The organism is Streptomyces sp. NPDC059957, from assembly GCF_042730015.1.
GTDB lineage: Bacteria > Actinomycetota > Actinomycetes > Streptomycetales > Streptomycetaceae > Streptomyces.
On record NZ_JBHWMB010000007.1, the window covers coordinates 15,656 to 39,194 of the forward strand.

Consider the following 23,539-nt stretch of genomic DNA (forward strand, 5'->3'; position numbering starts at 1 on the left):
GTGGGGGGGTGGGGGTGGGGGGGGGGGGGGGAAGGGGAGGGTTTGGTGTTGGGGGTTTGGGTAGGGTGGGTTGCTTCTGGGGTTGGGGGGGTGTTGTGGGGGTCCCTCCCCTCCGGATCTCCGCCCCCCCGCACTCCGTCAAGCGGTTACTTCGCGCCGAAGGTGAGGGTCAGCTGCGGCTTGGCGTCCACGGCCGTGGACTCCGAGGACCAGAGCCACAGCGGGTTGGTACCCGTGCTCGTCAGGGCCAGGCTGTAGCTGGATCCCAGCACCGCGGACAGCGCGGTGGTGTTCAGCGAGGTGCTCTGCACCGCCGAACCGTCCGGCACGCCCGCGAAGGAGCCGAGCGGGGTGGTGCCCAGGGTGGGCTTGCTGTTGAAGGTCGTGCCCGCCCCGCTCCAGGTACCGGTGACCGGGACCACGGAGACGGTGTCGGTGGTGCCGGCACTCGCCACGGTGGTGGTCTTGATCTGGAGGGACGCGGACTTCAGCACCGTGCCGGCCGGGGCGGCCGGGATGTCGAAGCGCAGGTACGTCTCGTAGGCCGCGGTGCCGCGGACGGCCAGCGAGGTGGACGTGCCGTAGGCGGTGCTGGGGGCGCCCTGGTTGATGTAGGTGTCCTCGGTCGCGGTGACCTTGGAGACCGTGTCGGTGGCGGCCTTGGCCAGGTTGAAGTGGTTCTTGACCTGGGCCTCGGTCAGCACCTTCGGGTAGACGGCCGTCTCGTCGAGCAGGCCGGCGAAGTAGTTGCTGGTCGGACGCGAGGCCCAGCCGGCGAGGTTGTCGCCGCCGACGTGCCAGTAGCCCTCGATCTGCTGGTGGCCGGTGACGTTGTTGCTGCTCTTGAGCTGGCCGTCCACGTACAGCGCCATGCCGGAGGGGCCCTGGGTGGCGACCACGTGGTGCCACTTGTTGTCGTTGTACGTGTCGAACAGGCCGGTGGAGACCGTCTTCGTGCCGTTCGCGTTGACTCCGAAGAAGATCCGACCCGTGTTGGTCATGTAGATGTTCTTGTCGTAGTTGTTGCTGTTGCGGCTCTGGTTGTTGCCGAAGCCGATCAGCTTGCCACCGCGGGTGGTGTTGGTCTTGACCCAGGTCTCCAGGGTGTAGCTGCTGCCGACCGTCTGGCGGTGGTCGCTGTACACCTGCTGGGTGCTGCCGTTGAAGCCCATGGCCGTGCTGGCACCGGTGATCGCACCCGGGGTCTGGCGCAGCGCCGGGGCGTTGTACTGGATGCCGCTGATGTTGCCGGAGACCGAGGAGTCGGCCACGTACGGGCTGACGACGTCGTCGTAGCGCCAGTACAGGTGGGCGCCGTCCTCGCGGACCTGGTGGGGGTACGCGCTGACCGCGGTCGGGACCGCGACCGAGACGGTGGCCGACAGCGGGCTGGTGTTGCCCGCGGCGTCGGTGGCGGTGACCCGGTAGCTGTAGGAAGCGCCGGCCTTGACCGTGGCGTCCGTCCAGGAGGCCTGTCGGCGCAGCCACTCCAGGGAGCTCGCGCTGACGGTGGCGATCGGGGTCGCGGAGCCGTTGCGGTAGATGCGGTAGGTCAGCTTGCTGTCGTCCGCGTCGTAGCTGGTGCGCCAGCGGACCTGGACCTCGCCGGGCTTGACGCTGGAGACGCTGGCGACCGGGGTGGTCGGGGCGCCGACGTCGCCGGTGGAGGCGAAGCGGGTCAGGGCCTGCTGCGCCTTGCCGTTGATGAGGGTGAACTCACCGCCGACCCACATGTACTTGGTGGTGTCCTTCTCCGCGATGGCCATCACGCGCGGGCCGATGCCCTCGCCGAGGCCGTCATTGGCGGTGGGGTGCCAGCCGAGCTTGCCCGGGCTGCGCACGAAGCCGTTCACGGCCGACGGGGCATCGAGGCCGCCGTTGCCCCAGTCGGTGTTCTGCGCCAGCAGGAAGTGGCGCTTGCCGTCGGGGAACTCGCCCTCGGAGCTGCAGTTGTGCGCGTGCGAGGAGCTGTAGAGGACTCCGTCGTACGGCAGCACCCACTGGGTCGCGCCCAGGCACTGGTCGCGCCACTTCTCGTTGAAGTCGGTGGCGAGGGCGACGCGGCCGTCGAAGCCGCCCGTGCCCTCGGCGCCGGTGTAGTAGCCCGTGCCGTCGGCCGCGATGGACTTGATGACCGACATCGTGGGGATGGTGCCGTACGTCTTGGTGACGGCGCCGGTGGTGGCGTTCACGACGGCGAGCGCGTGGCTCTGGGCGCCGTTGACGGTGAAGAAGTCACCGCCCAGCAGGATGTTCTTGCCGTCGTTGCTGACCTGGAGCGCGCGGCCGGGCTCGTCGACATTGGCGACGAAAGGCAGAAGCGCACCGGAGGTGGCGTCGACCGCGGCGAACCGCTCACGGGTCGAGCCCTCGACGGTGCTGAAGTCCCCTCCCGCGTACAGGGTGTCGTCGGTCGCCGTGAGCGCGCGCACGGTGGCCGGGAACTGCGGGTCGAACGAGGCCTTGGGGGAGCAGGTCGCGATGTCGATCGCGGCGACGCTGGAGACCGGGGTTCCGTTGACGGCACCGAAGTAGCCGCCCGCGTACAGGGTCTTCTTGTCCTTCGAGACGGTGAGCGCGCGCACGGTCGCGGTGCCCTCGCCGATGGTGAAGGAGAGCTTGCAGGAGGTGGGGGCGCCGGTCGCCGCGTCGAGCGCGACGAAGTTCACGGCTTCCTGCTCGCTGCCGGCCGCGCCGGCGGGCGGGCGGACGGCCGAGAAGGTGCCGCCCGCGAAGACCGTGCCGTTGGCCTCGGCCATCGCCCAGACGATCCCGTTGGGCTGCCACGTCGGCAGCTCGTCGGCGGTGAAGGCCACCGGCTGCGTGATGGCCGACGCCTCGGGTATGAGCACCAGGCCCATCGCAGTGCCGGCGCCGGCCAGTGACAGTGCGAGGGCAGCAGTCAGCCCTCTGGATCTACGCATGAGCCCCCCAGGGCAATTGCCCGTCTTGAATGGCTGGTTCGAGAACTATCAGAACAGCCATATGTACTGGCGCAGACTAGGGCTCACGCGAGGGCCTGGTCACCACGCTCGACCCATTGCTACCAATTTGGAATCAACGGGTCCGACATGGATGGAGCACTACGGACATACGGCAGATTTACCCCGGCCGCACCCGCCAACAGGGGCGCGAACGGCCGGGACAGGGCAAATCGTAGGCGAAATATATGGCCTCAGCGGTCGATGCGGACGTTGGCGCCCGCCAGTTGGTCCTCGACCTGCCGGATATCGGAATCGACCATGATCCTGGCCAGTTCGGCCACCAGGACCGTCGGCTTCCAGCCGAGCAGGTCATGGGCCTTGGAGGCGTCGCCGATCAGCGCGTCGACCTCGCTGGGGCGCTCGTACTTGGGGTCGTAGCGAACGTGGTCGTTCCAGTCGAGACCGGCGTGCGTGAAGGAGGCCTCGACGAACTCGCGCACGGTGGCGGCGACGCCGGTGGCCACGACGTAGTCGGTGGCCTCGTCCTGCTGGAGCATCCGCCACATCGCGTCCACGTACTCCGGGGCGTAGCCCCAGTCGCGGACGGCGTCGAGGTTGCCGAGGTAGAGCTTCTCCTGGAGGCCCGCCTTGATCCGGGCGACCGCGCGGGTGATCTTGCGGGTCACGAAGGTCTCGCCGCGGCGCGGGGACTCGTGGTTGAAGAGGATCCCGTTGACGGCGAACATCCCGTACGCCTCGCGGTAGTTCACCGTGGTCCAGTACGCGAACACCTTCGCGGCGCCGTACGGGCTGCGCGGGTGGAACGGGGTGGCCTCGTTCTGCGGGGGCGGGGTGGCGCCGAACATCTCCGAGGAGGAGGCCTGGTAGATGCGGGTGTCCACGCCGCTGGCCCGGATCGCCTCCAGCAGGCGCAGGGCGCCGAGGCCGGTCACGTCGCCGGTGTAGAGCGGGGCGTCGAAGGAGACGCGGACGTGCGACTGGGCACCGAGGTTGTAGACCTCGTCGGGACGTATGTCACGGAGCAGGTTCACCAGGGCGACGCCGTCGGAGAGGTCGGCGTGATGCAGCACGAGGGAACGGTTCGCCGTCTGCGGGTCCTGGTAGATGTGGTCGATCCGCTCCGTGTTGAAGCTGGAGGACCGCCGCACGAGCCCGTGCACCGTGTAGCCCTTGGAGAGCAGGAGCTCTGCGAGGTACGAGCCGTCCTGCCCGGTGACGCCGGTGATCAGCGCGGTCTTGCCCATTGGGTCCCCCTGGGGATCGTTGCGTTGCGGTCTGGCTGCGCCCCGGGACTGCGGTTCCGGAGCTGCGGTTCGGGGCGGTGCCCCGGGTGTGGCTCGGGGCGACCCCCGGATGTGGCCCGGGGTCACGCCTCGTCGTACGGGTCGGTGCGGGGTCCCGGGACCCGGCTCGAGGCCAGGCTCCGGAGTCCGGCCCGGGGGCAGGTCCCGGAATCGGGTCCGAGACCGGGGCCCCGAGAGCGGCTCGGGGGCAGGTCCCGGAATCCGGCTCGAGGCCAGGCTCCGGAGTCCGGCCCGAGAGTCCGGTCCGAGGCCAGGCCCCGGAGTGCGGCCCGGGGCCGCGCCCCCGGTTTTCGGGCCGGCCGCCGGATGCGGAGTGGGGCCGGGCCCGCGATGCTGCTCGGGTCCGCCGCCAGGGGGCTGGAGACGGGTACCGGATGGGTACCGTACACGCTCCCCCCGGAGCCCCTGCCGCCGGATCGGGCCCCCTCGCCCCCTTGCGGTGCGGTATGCACCGAACTGGCCCGGGCCGCCCGAAATCCACCCTGCGCCCGCCCCCGGAATCCGGGACCGGGACGGCCCCGGAAGCACGGCCCGGGGTGGCCCGGGGGGCGGGACGCCCGGGCGGGGGCGGGGCTCCCCCGTAAAACCGCGGACAGCGGACTGGCATCATCGGCGGTATGACAAGTTCGCCGTTCCTTGCCCCGAACGCCCGTATCTTCGTCGCCGGCCACCGCGGCCTCGTGGGGTCCGCGGTCGTCCGCCGGCTCACCGCCGAGGGGTACGAGGTGCTCACCCGCGGCCGCGCCGACCTCGATCTGCGCGACGGCGCCGCGACCGCGGCGTACCTGCGGGACGTCCGGCCCGACGCCGTCGTCCTGGCCGCCGCCAAGGTCGGCGGGATCATGGCCAACAGCACGTTCCCGGTGCAGTTCCTGGAGGACAACCTCAAGATCCAGCTGAGCGTCGTCGCCGGTGCGCACGCCGCGGAGGTGGGCCGGCTGCTGTTCCTCGGCTCCTCCTGCATCTACCCCAAGCTGGCCCCGCAGCCCATCAGCGAGGACGCCCTGCTGACCGGCCCGCTGGAGCCGACGAACGAGGCGTACGCCCTGGCGAAGATCGCCGGCATCGTCCAGGTCCAGTCGTACCGCAAGCAGTACGGGGCCTCGTACATCTCCGCCATGCCCACGAACCTCTACGGCCCGGGCGACAACTTCGACCTGGAGACCTCGCACGTCCTGCCCGCCCTCATCCGCCGCTTCCACGAGGCCGCGGCCGAGGGGCGGGGCGAGCTCACGCTGTGGGGATCGGGGACGCCCCGCCGGGAGTTCCTGCACGTGGACGACCTGGCCGCCGCCTGCGCCGTGCTGCTGCGCGAGTACGACGGCGCCGAGCCGGTGAACATCGGCTGCGGCGAGGACCTGACCATCAAGGCCCTCGCGGAGACCGTCGCCGAGGTCACCGGCTTCCGCGGCAGGCTCGCCTGGGACACCTCCAAGCCCGACGGCACGCCCCGCAAGCTGCTGGACGTGACCCGGCTGCGCGCCCTCGGCTGGAAGCCCGCGGTCCCGCTGCGCGAGGGCATCGCCGCGACGTACGCCTGGTGGCGCGAGCAGAACGGCGAGCAGAACGGCGAGCACAGCGGCGAGCAGGCCCGCGGGCAGAGCTGATCCCAAAGCGAGGTTCCCCGGTGCCTCAGTACGCTCCGCGACCGTCGACCACGGCGCGGAGCGTGCGGCCCATGACGTCGACGTCACTGGTGAACGACCAGTTGTCCACGTACTGCAGGTCGAGCTGGATCGTTTCGTCCCACGAGAGGTCGGACCGCCCGCTGATCTGCCACAGCCCGGTCATCCCGGGCCGCACGGCGAGCCGGCGCAGTTCGACCTCGTCGTACTCCGCCACCTCCTCCGGCAGCGGCGGACGCGGGCCGACCAGTGACATGTTGCCCGCCACCACATTGATCAGCTGCGGCAGTTCGTCCATGGACGTGCGGCGCAGCAGCCGGCCCACCCGGGTCACCCGGGGGTCACGGCGCATCTTGAACATCAGGCCGTCGTTCTCGTTGGACCCGGACAGCTCGGCCTTCCGCGCATCGGCGTCCACGACCATCGTGCGGAACTTCCACATGACGAACGGGACCCCGTCGCGGCCGATGCGCCGCTGCCGGTAGAAGGCCGGACCGCGCGAGCCGAAGCGGATCGCCAGGACCATCGCGAGGAAGGCCGGCGACAGCAGGACCAGTCCGAGCGCCGCGCCGGCGCGGTCCAGTACCGACTTCAGCAGGGGCTGCACGCCCCGGCTCACCGGCGGCGCCACCCGCAGTATGGGCAGGCCGCCCGCGGACAGGGTCTCCAGCCGCTTGACGGAGACCTCCACCAGGCCGGGGAATATCGCCAGTTCGAGCCCGGCGTCGTGCAGGGCCCAGGAGATCCGGCGCAGCCGCTCCCCCGCGAGCCGGGCCCCCGGTGCGACGAGCACCAGGTCGGCGCGGTGGGCGGCGACGGCGTCGAGCACGGCGGTGGAGTCCCCGTTCGGGGACTGCGCCGCCGCGGAGCCGAGCCGCGCGGCCACGGGCACCCCGCTGTCCAGCGCGCCGGGGCCCACCGGGACCACTCCGACCACCACGTAGGGGTGGTCGGTGCGCGCGGCGAGGTGCCCGATGACGGATTCGGCGGCGTCGAGCTCGCCGACGACCAGCACCCGGCTCACCGCCTGGGCCTCGCGCCGGGCGCCGGAGAGGTGGCGGTAGGTCAGTTTGTGGCAGGCGACGGTGATGAGCAGGGCGGGCACGAGGGCGCCGAGGGCGGACAGCCGGGGGGTGTTCTCACCGGTGATCACGCGGGCCACGGCGAGCACGCCGATCAGAATCAGCCAGTCGTGTACGACCGGGAGGACTCCCCGGGATTCTCCGAGGGAGCGGCCCGCGTAGCGCCGGCGCATCAGCTGCACGCCGGTCCAGGCCAGGGCCGCGCCGATGGCGCAGTAGAGGGGCCGTGCCTGCTGGGCGGCCTCGAAGACCAGGCCGACGGGGACTCCCGCGCCGATCAGGTCCGCCGCGACCGCGGCGGGCAGGTACCAACGGGCCTTGTCGCCGAGGCCCCGGGCCGGCATGGCCGACGCCCGGGCCGCGTCGGCCACTCTTTGCACAGGTATATGGACATGCCTCATGGGCCCCCCTGGCACGTGGTCTATGACGGTGGCGCCGGTCCGCAGCTTCCCCAAACAGTGGACATCAGACGCACCGGGAAACAGTACGACAAACGCCAGTACGGTAAACGCCGTTTCGGGGAACCGGACATCTTGTTGCCCAAGCGTTAGCGATCGGCGGTCCGCGATCCGGCCGCGGGACCCTCCTTTCTCATTCCAAAGTGAATGTTCCGCATACCGGATACGTCTCTTCGGACAACGAACGATTTCAGGCCAACCTTTTGACGCGGCCCTGACATCACGGCGCTCAGATGGCACTCTTCGACCGTTCTTCGCACCAGCCCGATCTGCCCGGAGGCCCACCCAGCCATCCGGAACCCCCCTTGCAGAAGGAGTCTGCGTTGAGTCCCACCCCCCAGCGGCGTGCCACCACGGCCGGCGCGCTTGTTGCCGCGGCCGCTCTCCTCGCCGTAGGCATCCAGACAGGATCCGCCAACGCCGACGCCACCGAGTCGCAGGCCGGACAGGTCGCCCAGGCCAACCCGGGCGCGGCCAATCTCAAACTCAGCGCTTCGGAGCGTGCGACGCTCCTGGCCGAGGCCAACTCCACCACCGTGCAGGCTGCCAAGGCGCTCGGCCTCGGCAGCGGCGAGAAGCTCATCGTCCGCGACGTGGTCAAGGACGTGGACGGCACCACCCACACCTCGTACGAGCGCACCTACAACGGCATACCGGTGCTCGGCGGTGACCTGACCGTCCGCGCCAAGGGCGGCGTCACCAAACTCGTCACCAAGGCCACCAACCACGACCTGAAGGTGGACACCACCGCCACCGTCGCGCCGTCCGCCGCGGAGAGCCAGGCGGTCTCCGCCGCCAACGCCGAGGGCTCCAAGGAGGCCAAGGCCACCAAGGGCGCCCGCAAGGTGATCTGGGCGGCCGAGGGCGCTCCGGTCCTCGCCTTCGAGACCGTCGTCGGCGGCCTCCAGCACGACGGCACGCCCAGCGAGCTGCACGTGGTGACCAACGCCAAGACCGGCGCGAAGATCACCGAGTGGCAGGCCGTCAAGAACGGCACCGGCAACACCATGTACAGCGGCCAGGTGACGATCGGCACCTCGCAGTCGGGCAGCAACTTCACGCTGAACGACGCGACGCGCGGCGGCCACAAGACCAACAACCTGAACCGGGCGACCTCCGGCACCGGCACCCTCTTCTCCGGCCCCGACGACATCTGGGGCAACGGCCTGCCGGCCAACCTGGAGACGGCCGCCGCCGACGCCCACTACGGCGCGCAGGTGACGTGGGACTACTTCAAGAACGTCCACGGCCGCAACGGTCTGCGCAACGACGGGGTCTCCCCGTACAGCCGGGTCCACTACGGCAACAACTACGTGAACGCCTTCTGGGACGACTCCTGCTTCTGCATGACGTACGGAGACGGTGACGGCAACGCCAAGCCCCTCACCTCCACCGACGTGGCCGCGCACGAGATGACGCACGGCCTGACCTCGGTCACCGGCAACATGACGTACGCCGGTGAGCCGGGCGGTCTGAACGAGGCCACCTCCGACATCTTCGCGGCGGCGGTCGAGTTCTACGCGGCCAACCCGCAGGACGTCGGCGACTACCTGGTCGGCGAGAAGATCGACATCCGCGGCAACGGCACCCCGCTGCGCTACATGGACAAGCCGAGCAAGGACGGCTCGTCGAAGGACGCCTGGTACTCGGGCATCGGCTCGATCGACGTCCACTACTCCTCGGGCCCGGCCAACCACTGGTACTACCTGGCCTCCGAGGGCTCGGGCGCCAAGGTCGTCAACGGCGTGAGCTACGACTCGCCGACCTCCGACGGCCTCCCGGTCACCGCGATCGGCCGTGACGCCGCGTCCAAGATCTGGTTCCGCGCCCTGACCACCAACCTGTTCAGGTCGAACACCAACTACGCGGCCGCCCGTACCGCCACACTGCAGGCCGCTGCCGACCTGTACGGCGCCGGCTCGACCACGTACAACAACGCCGCGAACGCCTGGGCCGCCATCAACGTCGGTCCGCGCATCGTGAACGGCGTCACGGTCACCAACCCGGGCAACCAGACCACCGTCACGGGCAGCGCCGTCAGCCTCCAGGTCCAGGCCACCAGCACCAACGCGGGTGCCCTGAGCTACGCGGCCACCGGACTGCCGGCCGGGCTGTCGATCAACTCCTCCAACGGCCTGATCTCGGGTACGGCCTCCACGGCGGGCACGTCCAACGTGACCGTAACGGTGACCGACTCGGCGAACCAGACCGGGACGGCGGCGTTCACCTGGACGGTCGGCACCTCGCAGCCGAACGTCTTCGAGAACACCACCGACTACGCGATCGCCGACAACGCGACGGTCGACTCCCCGATCACCGTGAACCGGACGGGCAACGCCCCGACCGCGCTCAAGGTGGACCTCAACATCCTCCACACCTACATCGGTGACCTGAAGGTCGACCTCGTCGCCCCCGACGGCACCCTGTACAACCTGCACAACCGCACCGGTGGCAGCGCGGACAACATCATCAAGTCCGTCAACGTCAACGCCTCCTCCGAGGTGGCCCAGGGCGTGTGGAAGCTCCGGGTCAACGACAACGCGAACCTCGACACCGGCAAGATCGACAGCTGGAAGCTCACCTTCTGACCCCCACCGGGGCCGTCGGTGAACCAGAGCTGAACCGCTAGATCACGGGGCCGCCCGGGAGAAGACCTCCCCGGGCGGCCCTGTTCCATTCCGCCACCCCCCACCCCACCCCCCGTTCCATAAGCCCCGCCGGGCAGGGTCCGGCGCCCCTGAGGGCCGGGACCTTCGGCGCCCTTCGGCGGGCGGCTCCCGGGTCATAGTGGATTTCAGCGAACCTACGGAACCGTAGGTTCGGGTGATTCCGAGGACGTGACCCATGCCGCAGACCCCCACGACAGCCCCCGCCGTGCAGCACCCCTGGCTGATCCAGGGCGGCATGGGCGTCGGCGTCTCCGGCTGGCGGCTGGCCCGGGCCGTCTCCGGCGAGGGCCAGCTGGGCGTGGTCTCCGGGACGGCCCTGGACGTCGTACTGGCCCGCGTGCTGCAGACCGGCGACCCCGGTGGCCACGCCCGCCGGGCCCTGGCGGCCTTCCCGCTGCCGGAGCTGGCCCAGTCCGCCCTCGACCTCTACTTCCGTGAGGAAGGCCTCGCGGACGGCATGGCGATGCGCACCACCCCGCGGCTGCGGGCGACGGGCGGCTCGCAGGCCGAGATCCTCACCGTCCTCGGCAACTTCGTCGAGGTCTGGCTCGCCAAGGAGGGACACGACGGTGTCATCGGCATCAACTACCTGGAGAAGATCCAGCTCGCCACGGCCCCCGCAATGTTCGGCGCGATCCTGGCAGGCGTCGACTACGTGCTCGTGGGCGCGGGAGTCCCCGGTCAGATCCCTGCCCTCGCCTCGAGGCTGGCGCGCTACGAACGCTGCGTGACCAAGATCTACGTGGAAGGCGACGAGGAGCCCCTGGAGCACCTCTTCGACCCCGCGGCCCTGCTCGCCGGGCACCTGCCCGGCCCGCTGCGCCGCCCCCACGTGCTGGCCATCGTCTCGCTCCCGGTCCTGGCCACCTACCTGGCCCGGGACGAGATCACCCGCCCCGACGGCTTCGTGATCGAGACCAGCCAGGCCGGCGGCCACAGCGCCCCGCCGCGCGGGCCGATGAAGCTCGACGAGGACGGCGAGCCGGTCTACGGCCCGCGCGACAGCCCCGACCTCGCCAAGATGGCGGCGCTCGGGCTGCCGTTCTGGCTCGCCGGCGGACAGGCCGGCCCCGAGGCCGTGGCCCGGGCGCTCGCCGAGGGCGCGGCCGGGGTCCAGATCGGCAGCGCGTTCGCCCTGTGCGAGGAGTCCGGGATGGCCCGCCACCTGCGCGAGGAGGTGCTGGACCGGGCCCACGCGGGCACCCTCTCGGTCCGCAACGACCCCGAGGCCTCCCCCACCTCGTTCCCCTTCAAGGTGGCGGACCTGCCGGGGACGGTCTCCGAGCCGGAGGTGTCCGAAGCCCGGCGCCGGGTCTGCGACCTCGGGTTCCTGCGCACCCCCGTACGGGGTCCGCGCGGTCTGGTCTACCGGTGCGCGGCCGAGCCGGTGGCCGCGTACCTCCGCAAGGGCGGCGAGGCCTCCGACACCAAGGGCCGCCAGTGCCTGTGCAACGGCCTGCTGGCCACGATCGGACTGGCCCAGCGGCGGCCGCACGGCCGGGTGGAGCCCCCGCTGGTCACGATCGGCAAGGACCTGTCCTTCCTCCCTAGGCTCGCCCCGAACGCCGAGCCCTACACGGCCGCGGACGTGGTGCGGTGGCTCGCTGCGGGCGCGGACCGGCCCGCCGGCAGCTGAGCCCCCGGGGCAGGTGAAGGGCCCGGCTCCCCTGGGGGAGCCGGGCCCTTCGCGGTCCGCGGGATCAGCCGATGGAGCGGAAGACCGAGTCGAGGATGTCCGAGGTCTTGGCGGCCGGCGCCTTGGCGGCGCGCCCGCCGATGCTGCGGTCCTCGTCGTCGCGCCAGTCGCCGCGGCCGTCGTAGCCGTCCTCGTCGCGCCAGTCGTGGTGGCCGCCGCCGTGGTGGTGGTCGTCGTCGACCGGCTTGAAGTACACCGAGGCCACCGCCGTGTTCCGCAGCCGCTCGCCCGGCTCCAGCTCCGCCTCGGGGACCCCGCCGCAGCTGCGGTTGCTGTAGACCACCGCGAGGGATTCGGTCTCGTTCGTCACCTCGAAGGCCGGCCGGTTCTCGGTGGTGCCCGTCAGCCGGTAGCAGGTGTCGTTGTCCCCCGGACGGATCTGCCCGTGGCGGCGGTCTCCGTCGCTGTCGGTGTACCGGTAGTACAGGGTTCCGAGGCGCTCGCGGTCGTCGTGGTCGTTGGCGTACGACAGCCCGGCGGTCGGCAGGACGAGCGCGAGGGCGCCCGTGAGCGCGATGGCGGTGGTGCGAAGACGCATGGGGAGTCCGTTCCTCGGGTTCCTCGGATGCCAGGTCCGGTTGGCATCCGCGGGCAGCGTAGGAGCGGACCGGCCCGATGAAACGGTTCGGCACGGCAGCGCGTTCGAAGGTTCACCCTCCCGGTCCCTTCCCGCGGGGACGTGCCCTACGGGCGCGCTGTACACGTACCTGACCGAGCGGATCGGCGCGGTGGACGGTGTGGGGCAGGTGGAGGTGATCCCGGCCCTGCGCAGCGTCAAGCGGGCCGGGATGCTGGTGGAGGACGGGCGGCTGGTGGACCCGCCGCCCGCCCCCTGAACGCCTGCCGCCGGGACGGCTAGCGCAGCACCACGCCGCCTCCCGGGTCCGTGTCCATGCCCGTGGCGGGGCCCGCGACCAGGCCCAGTTCGGCCGGGGTCGCCAGGAGCGGGTGCGCCGGCATGATCCGTACGGTGTAACCGAAGGGCCCCGTACGGTCGAGGGCGAGCGGGCCCTCGTACAGCCAGCGGCCCTCCAGGTCGGGTCCGCCGGCGGGCTTGAGCGGGAAGGCCCGCCCGCCCTGGATCACGTCCTGCGCGTCGACCCGGCCCGCGACGGCCTGGACCTCCACGTCCTCGGGCGCCAGGGCGTCGAGGGAGACCTGCACGCGCAGGGTGAGGGTGGCCCCGAGTTCGGCGGTGCCGCCGACCGGGCCCGCCGTCAGGGCCTCCACGTGCTCGACGGTGAGCTGCGGCCAGGCCGCGCGGACCCGCCCCTTCCACCAGGCGAGGTCCCGCGCCGCGTCCGGGGTCAGGGCGCGGTGGGAGAGCGCGGCCGGAGCGTAGAGGCGCTCCACGTACTCCCGCACCATGCGCCCCGCGAGCACCTTGGGCCCCAGGGAGACGAGGGTGCGCCGGACCATCTCGATCCACCGCACCGGGAGTCCGGCCTGTCCGGCCCGGTCGTAGAACCGGGGTGCGACCCGGCCCTCGATCAGGTCGTAGAGGGCGTTCGCCTCCAGGTCGTCGCGGCGGTCCTCGTCCGCGCCGAGTCCGTCGGCGGTCGGGATGGCCCAGCCGAAGTCCGGCTCGAACCATTCGTCCCACCAGCCGTCCAGGACGGACAGGTTGAGGCAGCCGTTGAGCGCCGCCTTCATCCCGCTGGTGCCGCAGGCCTCCAGCGGGCGCAGCGGGTTGTTCAGCCAGACGTCGCAGCCCGGGTAGAGCTTCTGGGCCATGGCCATGCCGTAGTCGGGCAGGAACACGATCCGGTGGCGCACGCGGGGGTCGTCCGCGAACCTCACCAGTTCCTGGACGAGCCGCTTCCCGCCGTCGTCTGCGGGGTGTGCCTTGCCCGCGACCACGATCTGCACGGGCCGGTCGGGGTCCAGCAGCAGGCGGCGCAGCCGGTCGGGGTCGCGCAGCATCAGTGTGAGCCGCTTGTAGGACGGCACCCGGCGGGCGAACCCGATGGTCAGCACGTCCGGGTCGAGGACGGAGTCCACCCAGCCCAGCTCGGCGTCGGCGGCCCCGCGCTGGCGCCAGGAGGCGCGCAGGCGGTCCCGTACCTCTTGTACGAGCTGCTCCCGGAGCACCCGGCGCAGGTCCCAGACGTCCTGGTCGGGGATGTCCGCGACGGCGTCCCAGCGCTGCGAGCCGCCGACGGAGAGCGCGTCCTCGGTGCGGCCGGCGCCGATCTGCTTCGCGCCGAGCCGGACGACCTCGGGCGCCACCCAGGTCGGGGCGTGCACTCCGTTGGTCACCGAGGTGATGGGGACGTCGGCGGGGTCGAATCCCGGCCACAGCCCGGCGAACATCCCGCGGCTGACGGCGCCGTGCAGGGTGGAGACCCCGTTGGCCCGCTGGGCCAGGCGCAGGCCCATCACCGCCATGTTGAACACCCCGGGGTCGCCGCCGGGGTAGGTCTCGGCGCCGAGGGCCAGGATCCGGTCGACGGGTACGCCGGCCAGTTCGCCGCCCTCGCCGAAGTGGCGGGCGACCAGGGCCCGGTCGAAGCGGTCGATGCCGGCGGGGACGGGGGTGTGCGTGGTGAACACGGTGCCGGCCCGGACGGCTTCGACGGCGGCGTCGAAGCCGAGTCCCTGCGCTCCCTCCAGTTCCCTTATGCGCTCGAGTCCCAGGAACCCGGCGTGGCCCTCGTTGGTGTGGAAGACCTCGGGGTCGGGATGCCCGGTGATCCGGCAGTAGGCCCGTACGGCCCGGACTCCCCCGATCCCCAGCAGCATCTCCTGCAGCAGCCGGTGGTCGCTCCCGCCGCCGTACAGCCGGTCGGTCACCTCGCGGGCGACGGCGTCGTTCTCCTCGACGTCGGAGTCGAGGAGCAGCAGCGGCACCCGGCCCACGCGGGCCTGCCAGACGTGTGCGTGCAGGGCCCGGCCGCCGGGGAGGCTCAGGGACACCCGCGCGGGGGTCCCGTCCTCCTCGCGCACCAGCGCGACGGGCAGTTCGTTGGGGTCGAGCACCGGATAGTGCTCCTGCTGCCAGCCGTCCCGGGAGAGGGACTGGCGGAAGTACCCGTGCCGGTAGAGGAGTCCGACACCGATGAGGGGGACGCCGAGGTCGCTGGCGGCCTTGAGGTGGTCCCCGGCGAGGATCCCGAGCCCGCCGGAGTACTGGGGCAGGGCGGCGGTGATCCCGAACTCGGGCGAGAAGTAGGCGATGCCGGCGGGCAGCTCCGCGGCTGCCTCGTGGCTCTGGTACCACCTCCCGCCGTGGACGTAGTCATCGAGGTCGGCGGCGGCGACGGCGAGCCGCCTCAGGAACCGCCGGTCCCCGGCGAGCTCGGCGATCCGCGCGGCGGACACGGCGCCGAGCAGCCGGACGGGATCCCCGCCGGCGGCTTGCCAGCCCTCGGGATCGACGGATTGGAAGAGTTCACGGGTCTCGGCGTGCCAGGACCAGCGCAGGTTGCGCGCGAGGTCGGCGAGCGGCGAGAGGGTCTCGGGGAGGACGGGGCGCACGGTGAATCGACGGATAGCCTTCACGCGTTCCACCTTCGCAGGGGATTACGGGTCGGAGCGGCCGCACCACGCTGTGCACCGCGAGCGTCACCCTCGGAAGGCTAGCGGCGACGGCCCCGCCCGGCCATGGCGCCTCGAGCGGGCCTCCACCGACTGCTCTCGCTGCCCACGCCGTTGGCCCCGGGGTCACGTGCGCCCGAGGCGTCCACCCCGTAGGTGTGCGGCTCACCCGGCGCAGGGGTGAACATCCGGTAGTCCAATCCGAGTTGACGGAGCACGGGCGGGTGTTGGGCCGCCGAGCGCGGGCAGGCGTTCCACTACGTACGAGTAGTTAACCGAACACCCGGGTTGGGCCCGGCTGGAGTGGGAAGGGCTCCTCGGGTACAGCGCACGGCGCACCCCGGAACCCGCCTCCCCGCCACCCGAGTGAACGCGGACAGGAGCGGCCATGCCCGCAGCCCAGCCGTCTTCCGAGCGGCTAGAAACAGAGCGAACAGAGCGTGCACTACCAGCTGCCTTGCCGGCTGGCCTGTTGTCACCGAGCCCTGCGAACTGCCCCCAGGTGATCCCATCATGATCGGTCGCATTCCCGTGCTGGACGTCCGCCCCGCCGTCGACTGCGGCGTCAGACCCGCCAAGGCGGTCGTGGACGAGGTCTTCGAGATTTCCGCCACCGTGTTCCGCGAGGGGCACGACGCCGTGGCGGCCCATGTCGTGCTCCGAGATCCGAGCGGGCGGCTGCGGCCCCCCGTGCCCCTGTCCGAGCTCGCCCCCGGCACCGACCGGTGGGGGGTGCGGGTGTCCGCCGAGGTGGAGGGGAGGTGGACCTACACCGTCGAGGCCTGGAGCGACCCGGTGGGCACCTGGCGGGCCCACGCGGCGGTGAAGATCCCGGCCGGGATCGACACCGGGCTCACCCTCCTGGAGGGCGCCGAGCTCTACGAGCGGGCCGCCGCCAAGATCCCCAAGCGCGACGGCCGCGAGCACGTGCTGGCCGCCGCGGACGTCATGCGCGACGAGGACCGGCCCGTCGCCGAGCGGTACGCCGCCGCCCTCGGTCCGCGGATCGACGCGCTGCTCGCGAAGCGCCCGCTCCGGGAGCTGGTGACGGCCTCCAAGCCACTGCCGCTGCTGGTCGAGCGCAAGCGGGCCCTCTTCGGGTCCTGGTACGAGATGTTCCCCCGGTCGGAGGGGGCGGTGCTGGAGCCCGGCGAGGCTCCCGTCAGCGGGACCTTCCGTACCGCCGCCGAGCGGCTTCCCGCCGTCGCCGCGATGGGCTTCGACGTGGTGTACCTGCCGCCGATCCACCCGATCGGGAGCACGTTCCGCAAGGGCCCGAACAACACGCTGTCCGCGGGTAGTTGGGATCCGGGCGTGCCCTGGGCCATCGGATCCACCGAGGGCGGCCACGACGCGGTCCATCCCGAGCTCGGCACCCTGGAGGACTTCGACGCCTTCGTCGCCAAGGCCCGCGAGCTGCGCATGGAGGTGGCGCTCGACTTCGCCCTGCAGTGCTCCCCGGACCACCCGTGGGTGGAGAAGCACCCGGAGTGGTTCCGCCACCGCGCCGACGGCACGATCGCGTACGCGGAGAACCCGCCGAAGAAGTACCAGGACATCGTCCCGATCCACTTCGACGCCGACATGGCCGGCATCGTCGGGGAGACGGTGCGGATCCTGCGGCACTGGATGGAGCACGGCGTCCGGATCTTCCGGGTCGACAACCCGCACACCAAGCCGGTGGTCTTCTGGCAGAAGGTGATCGCGGACATCAACAAGTCCGACCCCGACGTGATCTTCCTCGCCGAGGCCTTCACCCGCCCCGCGATGATGCGGGCGCTGGCCGCCGTCGGCTTCCAGCAGTCCTACACGTACTTCACCTGGCGCAACACCAAGGCCGAGCTGACCGAGTACCTGACCGAGCTCGCGGACACCCGCTCCGCCTCCGTCATGCGGCCGAATTTCTTCGTCAACACCCCCGACATCCTGCACGCATACCTTCAGCACGGCGGCCGCCCCGCCTTCGAGATCCGCGCGGTCCTCGCCGCCACGCTCTCCCCGACCTGGGGGGTCTACGCCGGTTACGAGCTCTGCGAGAACACCCCGGTCAAGGAGGGCAGCGAGGAGTACCTGAACTCCGAGAAGTACGAGCTGCGCCCGCGCGACTGGGCCGCCGCCGACCGCGAGGGCCGCACGATCGCCCCGCTGATCACCTCCCTGAACCGGCTGCGCCGGCGCAACCCGGCGCTCCAGCAGCTCCGCGACATCCATTTCCACCCGACCGACAACGAACAGGTGATCGCCTATTCGAAGCACGCGGGGAGCAATTCCGTACTGGTGGTCGTCAACCTCGATCCGCACCACACCCAGGAGGCGACGGTCTCGTTGGACATGCCGGTACTCGGCCTCGACTGGCACGGGTCCCTCGCGGTGCGCGACGAGCTCACCGGCGAGACCTATCACTGGGGCAGGGCGAATTACGTGCGCCTAGAGCCGGGCCGAACGCCCGCGCACGTGCTTGCCGCTCTGCGACCGTCCCCGCCCACCGGAGGGTCACCCATCTCATGATGATCAACGATCCCGTCCCCGACACCTTCGAGGACACCCCCGCCAAGGACCGCGACCCCGACTGGTTCAAGCGGGCGGTCTTCTACGAGGTCCTCGTACGGTCCTTCCACGACAGCAACGGCGACGGCGTGGGTGACCTCAAGGGGCTCACCGCGAAGCTGGACTACCTCCAGTGGCTCGGCGTCGACTGCCTGTGGCTGCCGCCGTTCTTCGCCTCGCCCCTGCGCGACGGGGGCTACGACGTCGCCGACTACACCTCAGTGCTGCCCGAATTCGGCGACCTCGCCGACTTCGTGGAGTTCGTGGACGCGGCACACACCCGCGGCATGCGAGTGATCATCGACTTCGTGATGAACCACACGAGCGATCAGCACGAGTGGTTCCAGCAGTCCCGCAAGGACCCGGACGGGCCCTACGGCGACTACTACATGTGGGCCGACAACGACAAGCAGTTCCAGGACGCCCGCATCATCTTCGTCGACACCGAGACCTCGAACTGGACGTACGACCCGGTCCGCAAGCAGTACTACTGGCACCGGTTCTTCTCCCACCAGCCGGACCTCAACTACGAGAACCCGGCGGTCGTCGAGGAGATCGTCTCGGCGCTCCGCTTCTGGCTCGACCTCGGCATCGACGGCTTCCGGCTCGACGCCGTGCCCTACCTGTACGCCGAGGAGGGCACCAACTGCGAGAACCTGCCGCGCACCCACACCCTCCTCAAGGCCGTCCGCGCCGAGATCGACGCGCACTACCCGGACACCGTGCTGCTCGCCGAGGCGAACCAGTGGCCCGAGGACGTCGTCGACTACTTCGGGGACTTCGAGAAGGGCGGGGACGAGTGCCACATGGCCTTCCACTTCCCCGTCATGCCGCGCATCTTCATGGCGGTGCGAAGAGAGTCCCGCTACCCGGTCTCCGAGATCCTGGCGAAGACCCCGGCGATCCCGGACCGCTGCCAGTGGGGCATCTTCCTGCGCAACCACGACGAGCTCACGCTCGAAATGGTCACGGACGAAGAGCGCGACTACATGTACGCCGAGTACGCCAAGGACCCGCGGATGCGGGCCAACATCGGCATCCGGCGCCGCCTCGCCCCGCTGCTGGACAACGACCGCAACCAGATGGAGCTGTTCACCGCCCTGCTGCTGTCGCTGCCCGGTTCGCCGGTGCTGTACTACGGCGACGAGATCGGCATGGGCGACAACATCTGGCTCGGTGACCGCGACGGCGTGCGCACGCCGATGCAGTGGACCCCGGACCGCAACGCCGGTTTCTCCTCGTGCGATCCGGGCAGGCTGAACCTGCCGGTCATCATGGACCCGGTCCACGGGTACCAGGTGACCAATGTCGAAGCGGCGATGGCCTCACCGTCTTCGCTGCTGCACTGGACCCGCCGGATGATCGAGGTCCGCAAGGCCAACCCGGCCTTCGGACTCGGCTCGTACACCGAACTGCCCTCGTCCAACCCGGCGGTGCTCGCCTTCCTCCGTGAATACGGGGACGACCTGGTGCTGTGCGTGCACAACTTCTCGCGCTTCGCGCAGCCCACCGAGCTGGACCTGCGGTCGTTCAACGGGCGCGTCCCGGTGGAACTCACCGGCGACGTCCGCTTCCCGCCGATCGGCGAATGGCCGTACCTGCTGACCCTGGCGGGCCACGGCTTCTACTGGTTCCGCCTGCGCTCGGAGTGAAGACCCGCTCGGAGTGACGACGCACGAGGTGCACGAGGGCGGGCGAATGGGTCAATCGCCCGCCCCTGTACGGACCCTTCTGACCCGACACTCGCTCACACCGGAGCAGCAAACACCGCGACCCGGGACACTCTGCGCATTCTTTGACGGCCCGGGGAAAGGACGCGACGCCATGTCGGAGGCTGCATCCGCCCGGGATCGGCTCACCGCCGACCGGGCCACCGGGCTCGGGCTCGGCCCACTGGAGCCGATGCTGCGGGCCTGGCTGCCCGCGCAGCGCTGGTTCGCGGGCAAGGGCCGCCCCATCGGACGGCTCAGGGCCATCTCGGCGGCCGAACTGCTCCCACCCGGGTCGGCCCCCGGACTGCTGCACCTGCTGCTGGACGTGGACGGGGACTGCTACCAGCTCCTGCTCGGCATCCGCCCGAGCCCGCTGCCGCCGGCCCTCGCACCCGCGCTCATCGGCCGCGCCGAGCAGGGCCCGTACGCCGGCCAGTCGGTCTACGAGGGCCTGGGCGATCCGCGGCTCGCCTCGCTGCTGCTGGAGCGGCTGCGCTCCCCCGGCACCCTGGGCCCGCTGCGCTTCGACCGGGATCCGGCCGCCGTGATCCCCGAGGCACCCACCCCCCGACCGTTGTCCGGGGAACAGACCAACTCCTCGCTGATCTACGGGGATTCGTACATCCTGAAGATCTTCAGACGAGTCGGCCCCGGGGTCAACCCCGACCTGGAGCTGCCCCGCGCCCTGGCCGCGGCCGGCTGCGCCCGGGTGCCCGCACCGGTCGCCTGGTACGAGGCCGAGCTGCCCGGCTCCGAACCGCTGACCCTGGGCGTGCTCCAGCCGTACCTGCGCGGCTCCGACGACGGCTGGCAGCTCGCGCTGCACCGGCTGCGCACCGGCGCCGACTTCACCGCCGAGGCCCACGCGCTGGGCCGGGCCACCGCCGAGGTGCACAGCGCGCTGGCCGGTGCGCTGCCCACCGTCGCGCTGGGCCCCGAGCAGACGGCCCGGCTGGCCGCCGGGATGACGGCCCGGCTCGCCGCCACCGCCCGCGAGGTACCGGCCCTGCGCCCCTACGAGGCGGGGCTGCGCGGTGCCTTCGACGCACTGGCCGCCTCCCGCGGGGCCGGGGTGTCCGCCCAGCGGATCCACGGGGACCTGCACCTGGGCCAGACCCTGCGCACCGTGGACGGCAGCTGGGCGCTGATCGACTTCGAGGGCGAGCCGGCCCGGCCGCTGGCCGACCGGCGCCGCCCCGAACCGGCGGTGCGGGACATCGCCGGGATACTGCGCTCCTTCGACTACGCGGCCCGCTCGCACCGGCCGTTCGCCCCCGCCTGGGCGGACGACTGCCGGGCCGCCTTCTGCGAGGGCTACGCCCGCACCACCGGCCGGGACCCGCGCGAGGACCCCGTGCTCCTGCGCGCCTACGAGACCGACAAGGCGGTGTACGAGGCCCGCTACGAGTCCCGGCACCGGCCCGACTGGCTGCACGTGCCGATGGCGGCGATCCGGCGACTGTCGGAGCCGCAGCGTCCGCCCTCCCACCGCACGCATCCCCCCGTCCCCGGATCCACCACCCCCCACCACCCGAAGCCCCCGAGGAGGCCGCTCGCGTGAGCGCCGCACGACAGCCGTCACCGACCGTCCGCGACGAAGCCAAGGCCGCCGTTGAAACCGCCGGCACCTCCGCCGAAACGAGTGTGAAGAAGCCCCGGGCCCCCAGGGCCCGGCGGGCCGCACCGTCGCACGGGGTCCGGCCGGCGCCGCCGCTGGGCGCGGAGGAACGGGCCCGGCTGCTGGAGGGCCGCCACCACGATCCGCACGGGGTGCTCGGCGCGCGCGTCCAGCGCAGCGGGGTGTCCTTCCGGGTGCTGCGTCCGTACGCGAAGGCGGTCACCATCCTCGCCAAGGGGCTGCGGGCCGAGCTCTTCGACGACGGCGACGGGCTGTTCTCCGGGATGCTGCCGCTGACCGGGGTACCGGACTACCGGCTGCTGGTGACGTACGACAGCGACGAGGTGGAGGTCCACGACCCCTACCGGTTCCTGCCCGCGCTCGGCGAGCTCGACCTGCACCTGATCGGCGAGGGCCGGCACGAGGAGCTGTGGACGGCGCTCGGCTCGGAGCCGATGGAGCACCAGGGCGTGGCGGGCACCCGGTTCACGGTGTGGGCGCCGAACGCGCAGGGGGTGCGCGTCAGCGGGGACTTCTCGTACTGGGACTCGGTCGCCTACCCGATGCGCTCGCTCGGGGCGACCGGCGTGTGGGAGCTGTTCCTGCCCGGCGTCGGCGAGGGCGCCCTGTACAAGTACGACATCACCCGCCCGGACGGCTCGCACACCCTGCGCGCCGACCCGATGGCGAAGCACGCCGAGGTCCCGCCGGCCAACGCCTCGGTGGTGACGGCCTCCTCCTACGTCTGGCAGGACGCCGAGTGGATGGCCTCGCGCGGGGAGCGGCCGCCGCACCAGGCCCCCTTCTCGGTGTACGAGCTGCACCTGGCGTCCTGGCGGCCCGGTCTCTCGTACCGGCAGCTGGCCGAGCAGCTCCCGGCGTACGTGACGGAGCTCGGCTTCACGCACGTGGAGCTGATGCCGGTCGCCGAGCACCCCTTCGGCGGCTCCTGGGGCTATCAGGTCACCGGCTTCTACGCGCCGACCTCCCGGATGGGCACCCCGGACGACTTCCGCTTCCTGGTGGACTCGCTGCACCGGGCCGGGATCGGGGTGATCGTCGACTGGGTGCCGGCGCACTTCCCGCGCGACGACTGGGCGCTCGCCGAGTTCGACGGACGGGCGCTGTACGAGCACCCCGATCCGCGGCGGGCCGCGCACCCGGACTGGGGGACGCTGGAGTTCGACTACGGGCGCCGGGAGGTCCGCAACTTCCTCGTGGCCAACGCCGTGTACTGGTGCCAGGAGTTCCACGTGGACGGGCTGCGCGTGGACGCGGTGGCCTCGATGCTCTACCTCGACTACTCGCGCAAGGACGGCGAGTGGACGCCGAACGAGCACGGCGGGCGGGAGAACCCGGACGCGGTGGCGTTCCTCCAGGAGATGAACGCCACCGTCTACCGGCGCTGCCCGGGCGTGGTGACGATCGCCGAGGAGTCCACGGCGTGGCCGGGCGTCACCCAGCCCACCGACGGGGGCGGGCTCGGCTTCGGCCTGAAGTGGAACATGGGCTGGATGCACGACACCCTGCGCTACGCGTCGAAGGAGTCCGTGCACCGCAAGTACCACCACCACGACATGACCTTCGGGATGGTCTACGCGTTCAGCGAGAACTACGTCCTGCCGATCTCGCACGACGAGGTGGTGCACGGCAAGGGCTCGCTGGTGTCGAAGATGCCCGGCGACTGGTGGCAGCAGCGGGCGGCGCACCGGGCGTACCTGGGCTTCATGTGGGCCCACCCGGGCAAGCAGCTGCTCTTCATGGGGCAGGAGTTCGCGCAGGGCTCGGAGTGGTCCGAGACGTACGGCCCGGACTGGTGGCTGCTGGACTCCTCGTACGCGGCGGCCGGCGACCACCGGGGCGTACGCAGCCTCGTGGGCGACCTGAACCGCACCTACCGGGCGGCTCCGGCCCTGTGGGAACGGGACACGGTGCCGGAGGGGTTCGCGTGGGTGGAGGCGGACGCGGCGGAGGACAACGTCTTCGCCTTCCTGCGCTTCGCCCAGGACGGCTCGCAGCTGCTGTGCGTCTCGAACTTCTCGCCGGTGGTCCGGCACGGGTACCGGATCGGTGTCCCGGAGGAGGTGCCGCTGTGGCAGGAGGTGCTGAACACCGACCAGCAGCTCTACGGCGGCAGCGGTGTCCACCACACCCAGCCGCTGTGCCCCGAACCGGTACCCGCGCAGGGCCGTCCGGCCAGCCTGCGCCTGACCCTCCCGCCCCTGGCGACGCTCTGGCTCAGGCCCCTGCCGCGGCGGTAGCCGCGAGCACCCCTTCCGGTTCCTGGAGGAGCGTGCGGGTGCTGGTGCCCGCACGCTCGGCCGGTTCGCCGATTCGCACGGCCCC

General features: G+C 71.4%; 12 protein-coding genes. 7 read left to right on the forward strand and 5 right to left on the reverse strand.

The window, feature by feature from the left end; all coding sequences use genetic code 11:
• Positions 1–146: 146 nt before the first annotated feature.
• Positions 147–2,924 carry a LamG-like jellyroll fold domain-containing protein gene (locus ACFWBW_RS06810; protein ID WP_385369086.1) on the reverse strand — a complete coding sequence of 926 codons (2,778 nt, stop codon included), beginning with the start codon at positions 2,922–2,924 and terminating at the stop codon, positions 147–149.
• A 251-nt stretch (positions 2,925–3,175) separates the two neighbouring features.
• The gene (gene gmd / locus ACFWBW_RS06815) at positions 3,176–4,189 is read right to left on the reverse strand and encodes a GDP-mannose 4,6-dehydratase (protein ID WP_385369088.1); all 1,014 of its coding nucleotides are present in this window, start codon (positions 4,187–4,189) and stop codon (positions 3,176–3,178) included.
• Between the two features lie 677 nt (positions 4,190–4,866).
• On the opposite strand from gmd, the gene ACFWBW_RS06820 reads away from it, so the two are divergent.
• A complete protein-coding gene (locus ACFWBW_RS06820; RefSeq protein WP_385369090.1) occupies positions 4,867–5,856 on the forward strand; it encodes a GDP-L-fucose synthase family protein in 990 nt (329 codons plus the stop codon).
• A 25-nt stretch (positions 5,857–5,881) separates the two neighbouring features.
• On the opposite strand, the gene ACFWBW_RS06825 is transcribed toward ACFWBW_RS06820, so the two are convergent.
• Entirely contained in the window at positions 5,882–7,357 is a 1,476-nt protein-coding gene (locus tag ACFWBW_RS06825; protein ID WP_385369092.1) for a sugar transferase, read from the reverse strand.
• Between the two features lie 380 nt (positions 7,358–7,737).
• On the opposite strand from ACFWBW_RS06825, the gene ACFWBW_RS06830 reads away from it, so the two are divergent.
• Both ACFWBW_RS06830 and ACFWBW_RS06835 read left to right on the forward strand, forming a co-directional pair.
• Positions 7,738–10,002, forward strand: a complete 2,265-nt coding sequence (locus tag ACFWBW_RS06830; RefSeq protein ID WP_385369093.1) for a M4 family metallopeptidase — start codon at positions 7,738–7,740, stop codon at positions 10,000–10,002.
• 256 nt (positions 10,003–10,258) lie between these two features.
• Positions 10,259–11,719, forward strand: coding sequence for a nitronate monooxygenase (locus tag ACFWBW_RS06835; protein WP_385369095.1), 1,461 nt, complete (start codon positions 10,259–10,261; stop codon positions 11,717–11,719).
• Positions 11,720–11,783: 64 nt separating this feature from the next.
• Here the strand turns inward: ACFWBW_RS06835 and ACFWBW_RS06840 are convergent, their stop codons facing one another.
• Together ACFWBW_RS06840 and glgP are read right to left on the reverse strand one after the other, a co-directional pair.
• On the reverse strand, positions 11,784–12,317 hold the full coding sequence (locus tag ACFWBW_RS06840; protein WP_385369096.1) for a hypothetical protein: 534 nt from the start codon (positions 12,315–12,317) through the stop codon (positions 11,784–11,786).
• A 317-nt stretch (positions 12,318–12,634) separates the two neighbouring features.
• On the reverse strand, positions 12,635–15,280 hold the full coding sequence (glgP, locus tag ACFWBW_RS06845) for an alpha-glucan family phosphorylase (RefSeq protein WP_385369098.1): 2,646 nt from the start codon (positions 15,278–15,280) through the stop codon (positions 12,635–12,637).
• A 549-nt stretch (positions 15,281–15,829) separates the two neighbouring features.
• On the opposite strand from glgP, the gene ACFWBW_RS06850 reads away from it, so the two are divergent.
• From ACFWBW_RS06850 to glgB, 4 genes are all read left to right on the forward strand, one after another.
• A complete protein-coding gene (locus tag ACFWBW_RS06850) occupies positions 15,830–17,824 on the forward strand; it encodes a maltotransferase domain-containing protein (RefSeq protein ID WP_385369100.1) in 1,995 nt (664 codons plus the stop codon).
• The gene (treS, locus tag ACFWBW_RS06855) at positions 17,821–19,515 is read left to right on the forward strand and encodes a maltose alpha-D-glucosyltransferase (protein ID WP_274549632.1); all 1,695 of its coding nucleotides are present in this window, start codon (positions 17,821–17,823) and stop codon (positions 19,513–19,515) included. The genes ACFWBW_RS06850 and treS overlap by 4 nt, the downstream gene beginning before the upstream one ends.
• Positions 19,516–19,687: 172 nt before the next feature.
• Entirely contained in the window at positions 19,688–21,136 is a 1,449-nt protein-coding gene (locus tag ACFWBW_RS06860) for a maltokinase (protein WP_385369103.1), read from the forward strand.
• Positions 21,133–23,454, forward strand: coding sequence for a 1,4-alpha-glucan branching enzyme (gene glgB / locus ACFWBW_RS06865; protein ID WP_385369105.1), 2,322 nt, complete (start codon positions 21,133–21,135; stop codon positions 23,452–23,454). The genes ACFWBW_RS06860 and glgB overlap by 4 nt, the downstream gene beginning before the upstream one ends.
• Positions 23,455–23,539: the final 85 nt, after the last annotated feature.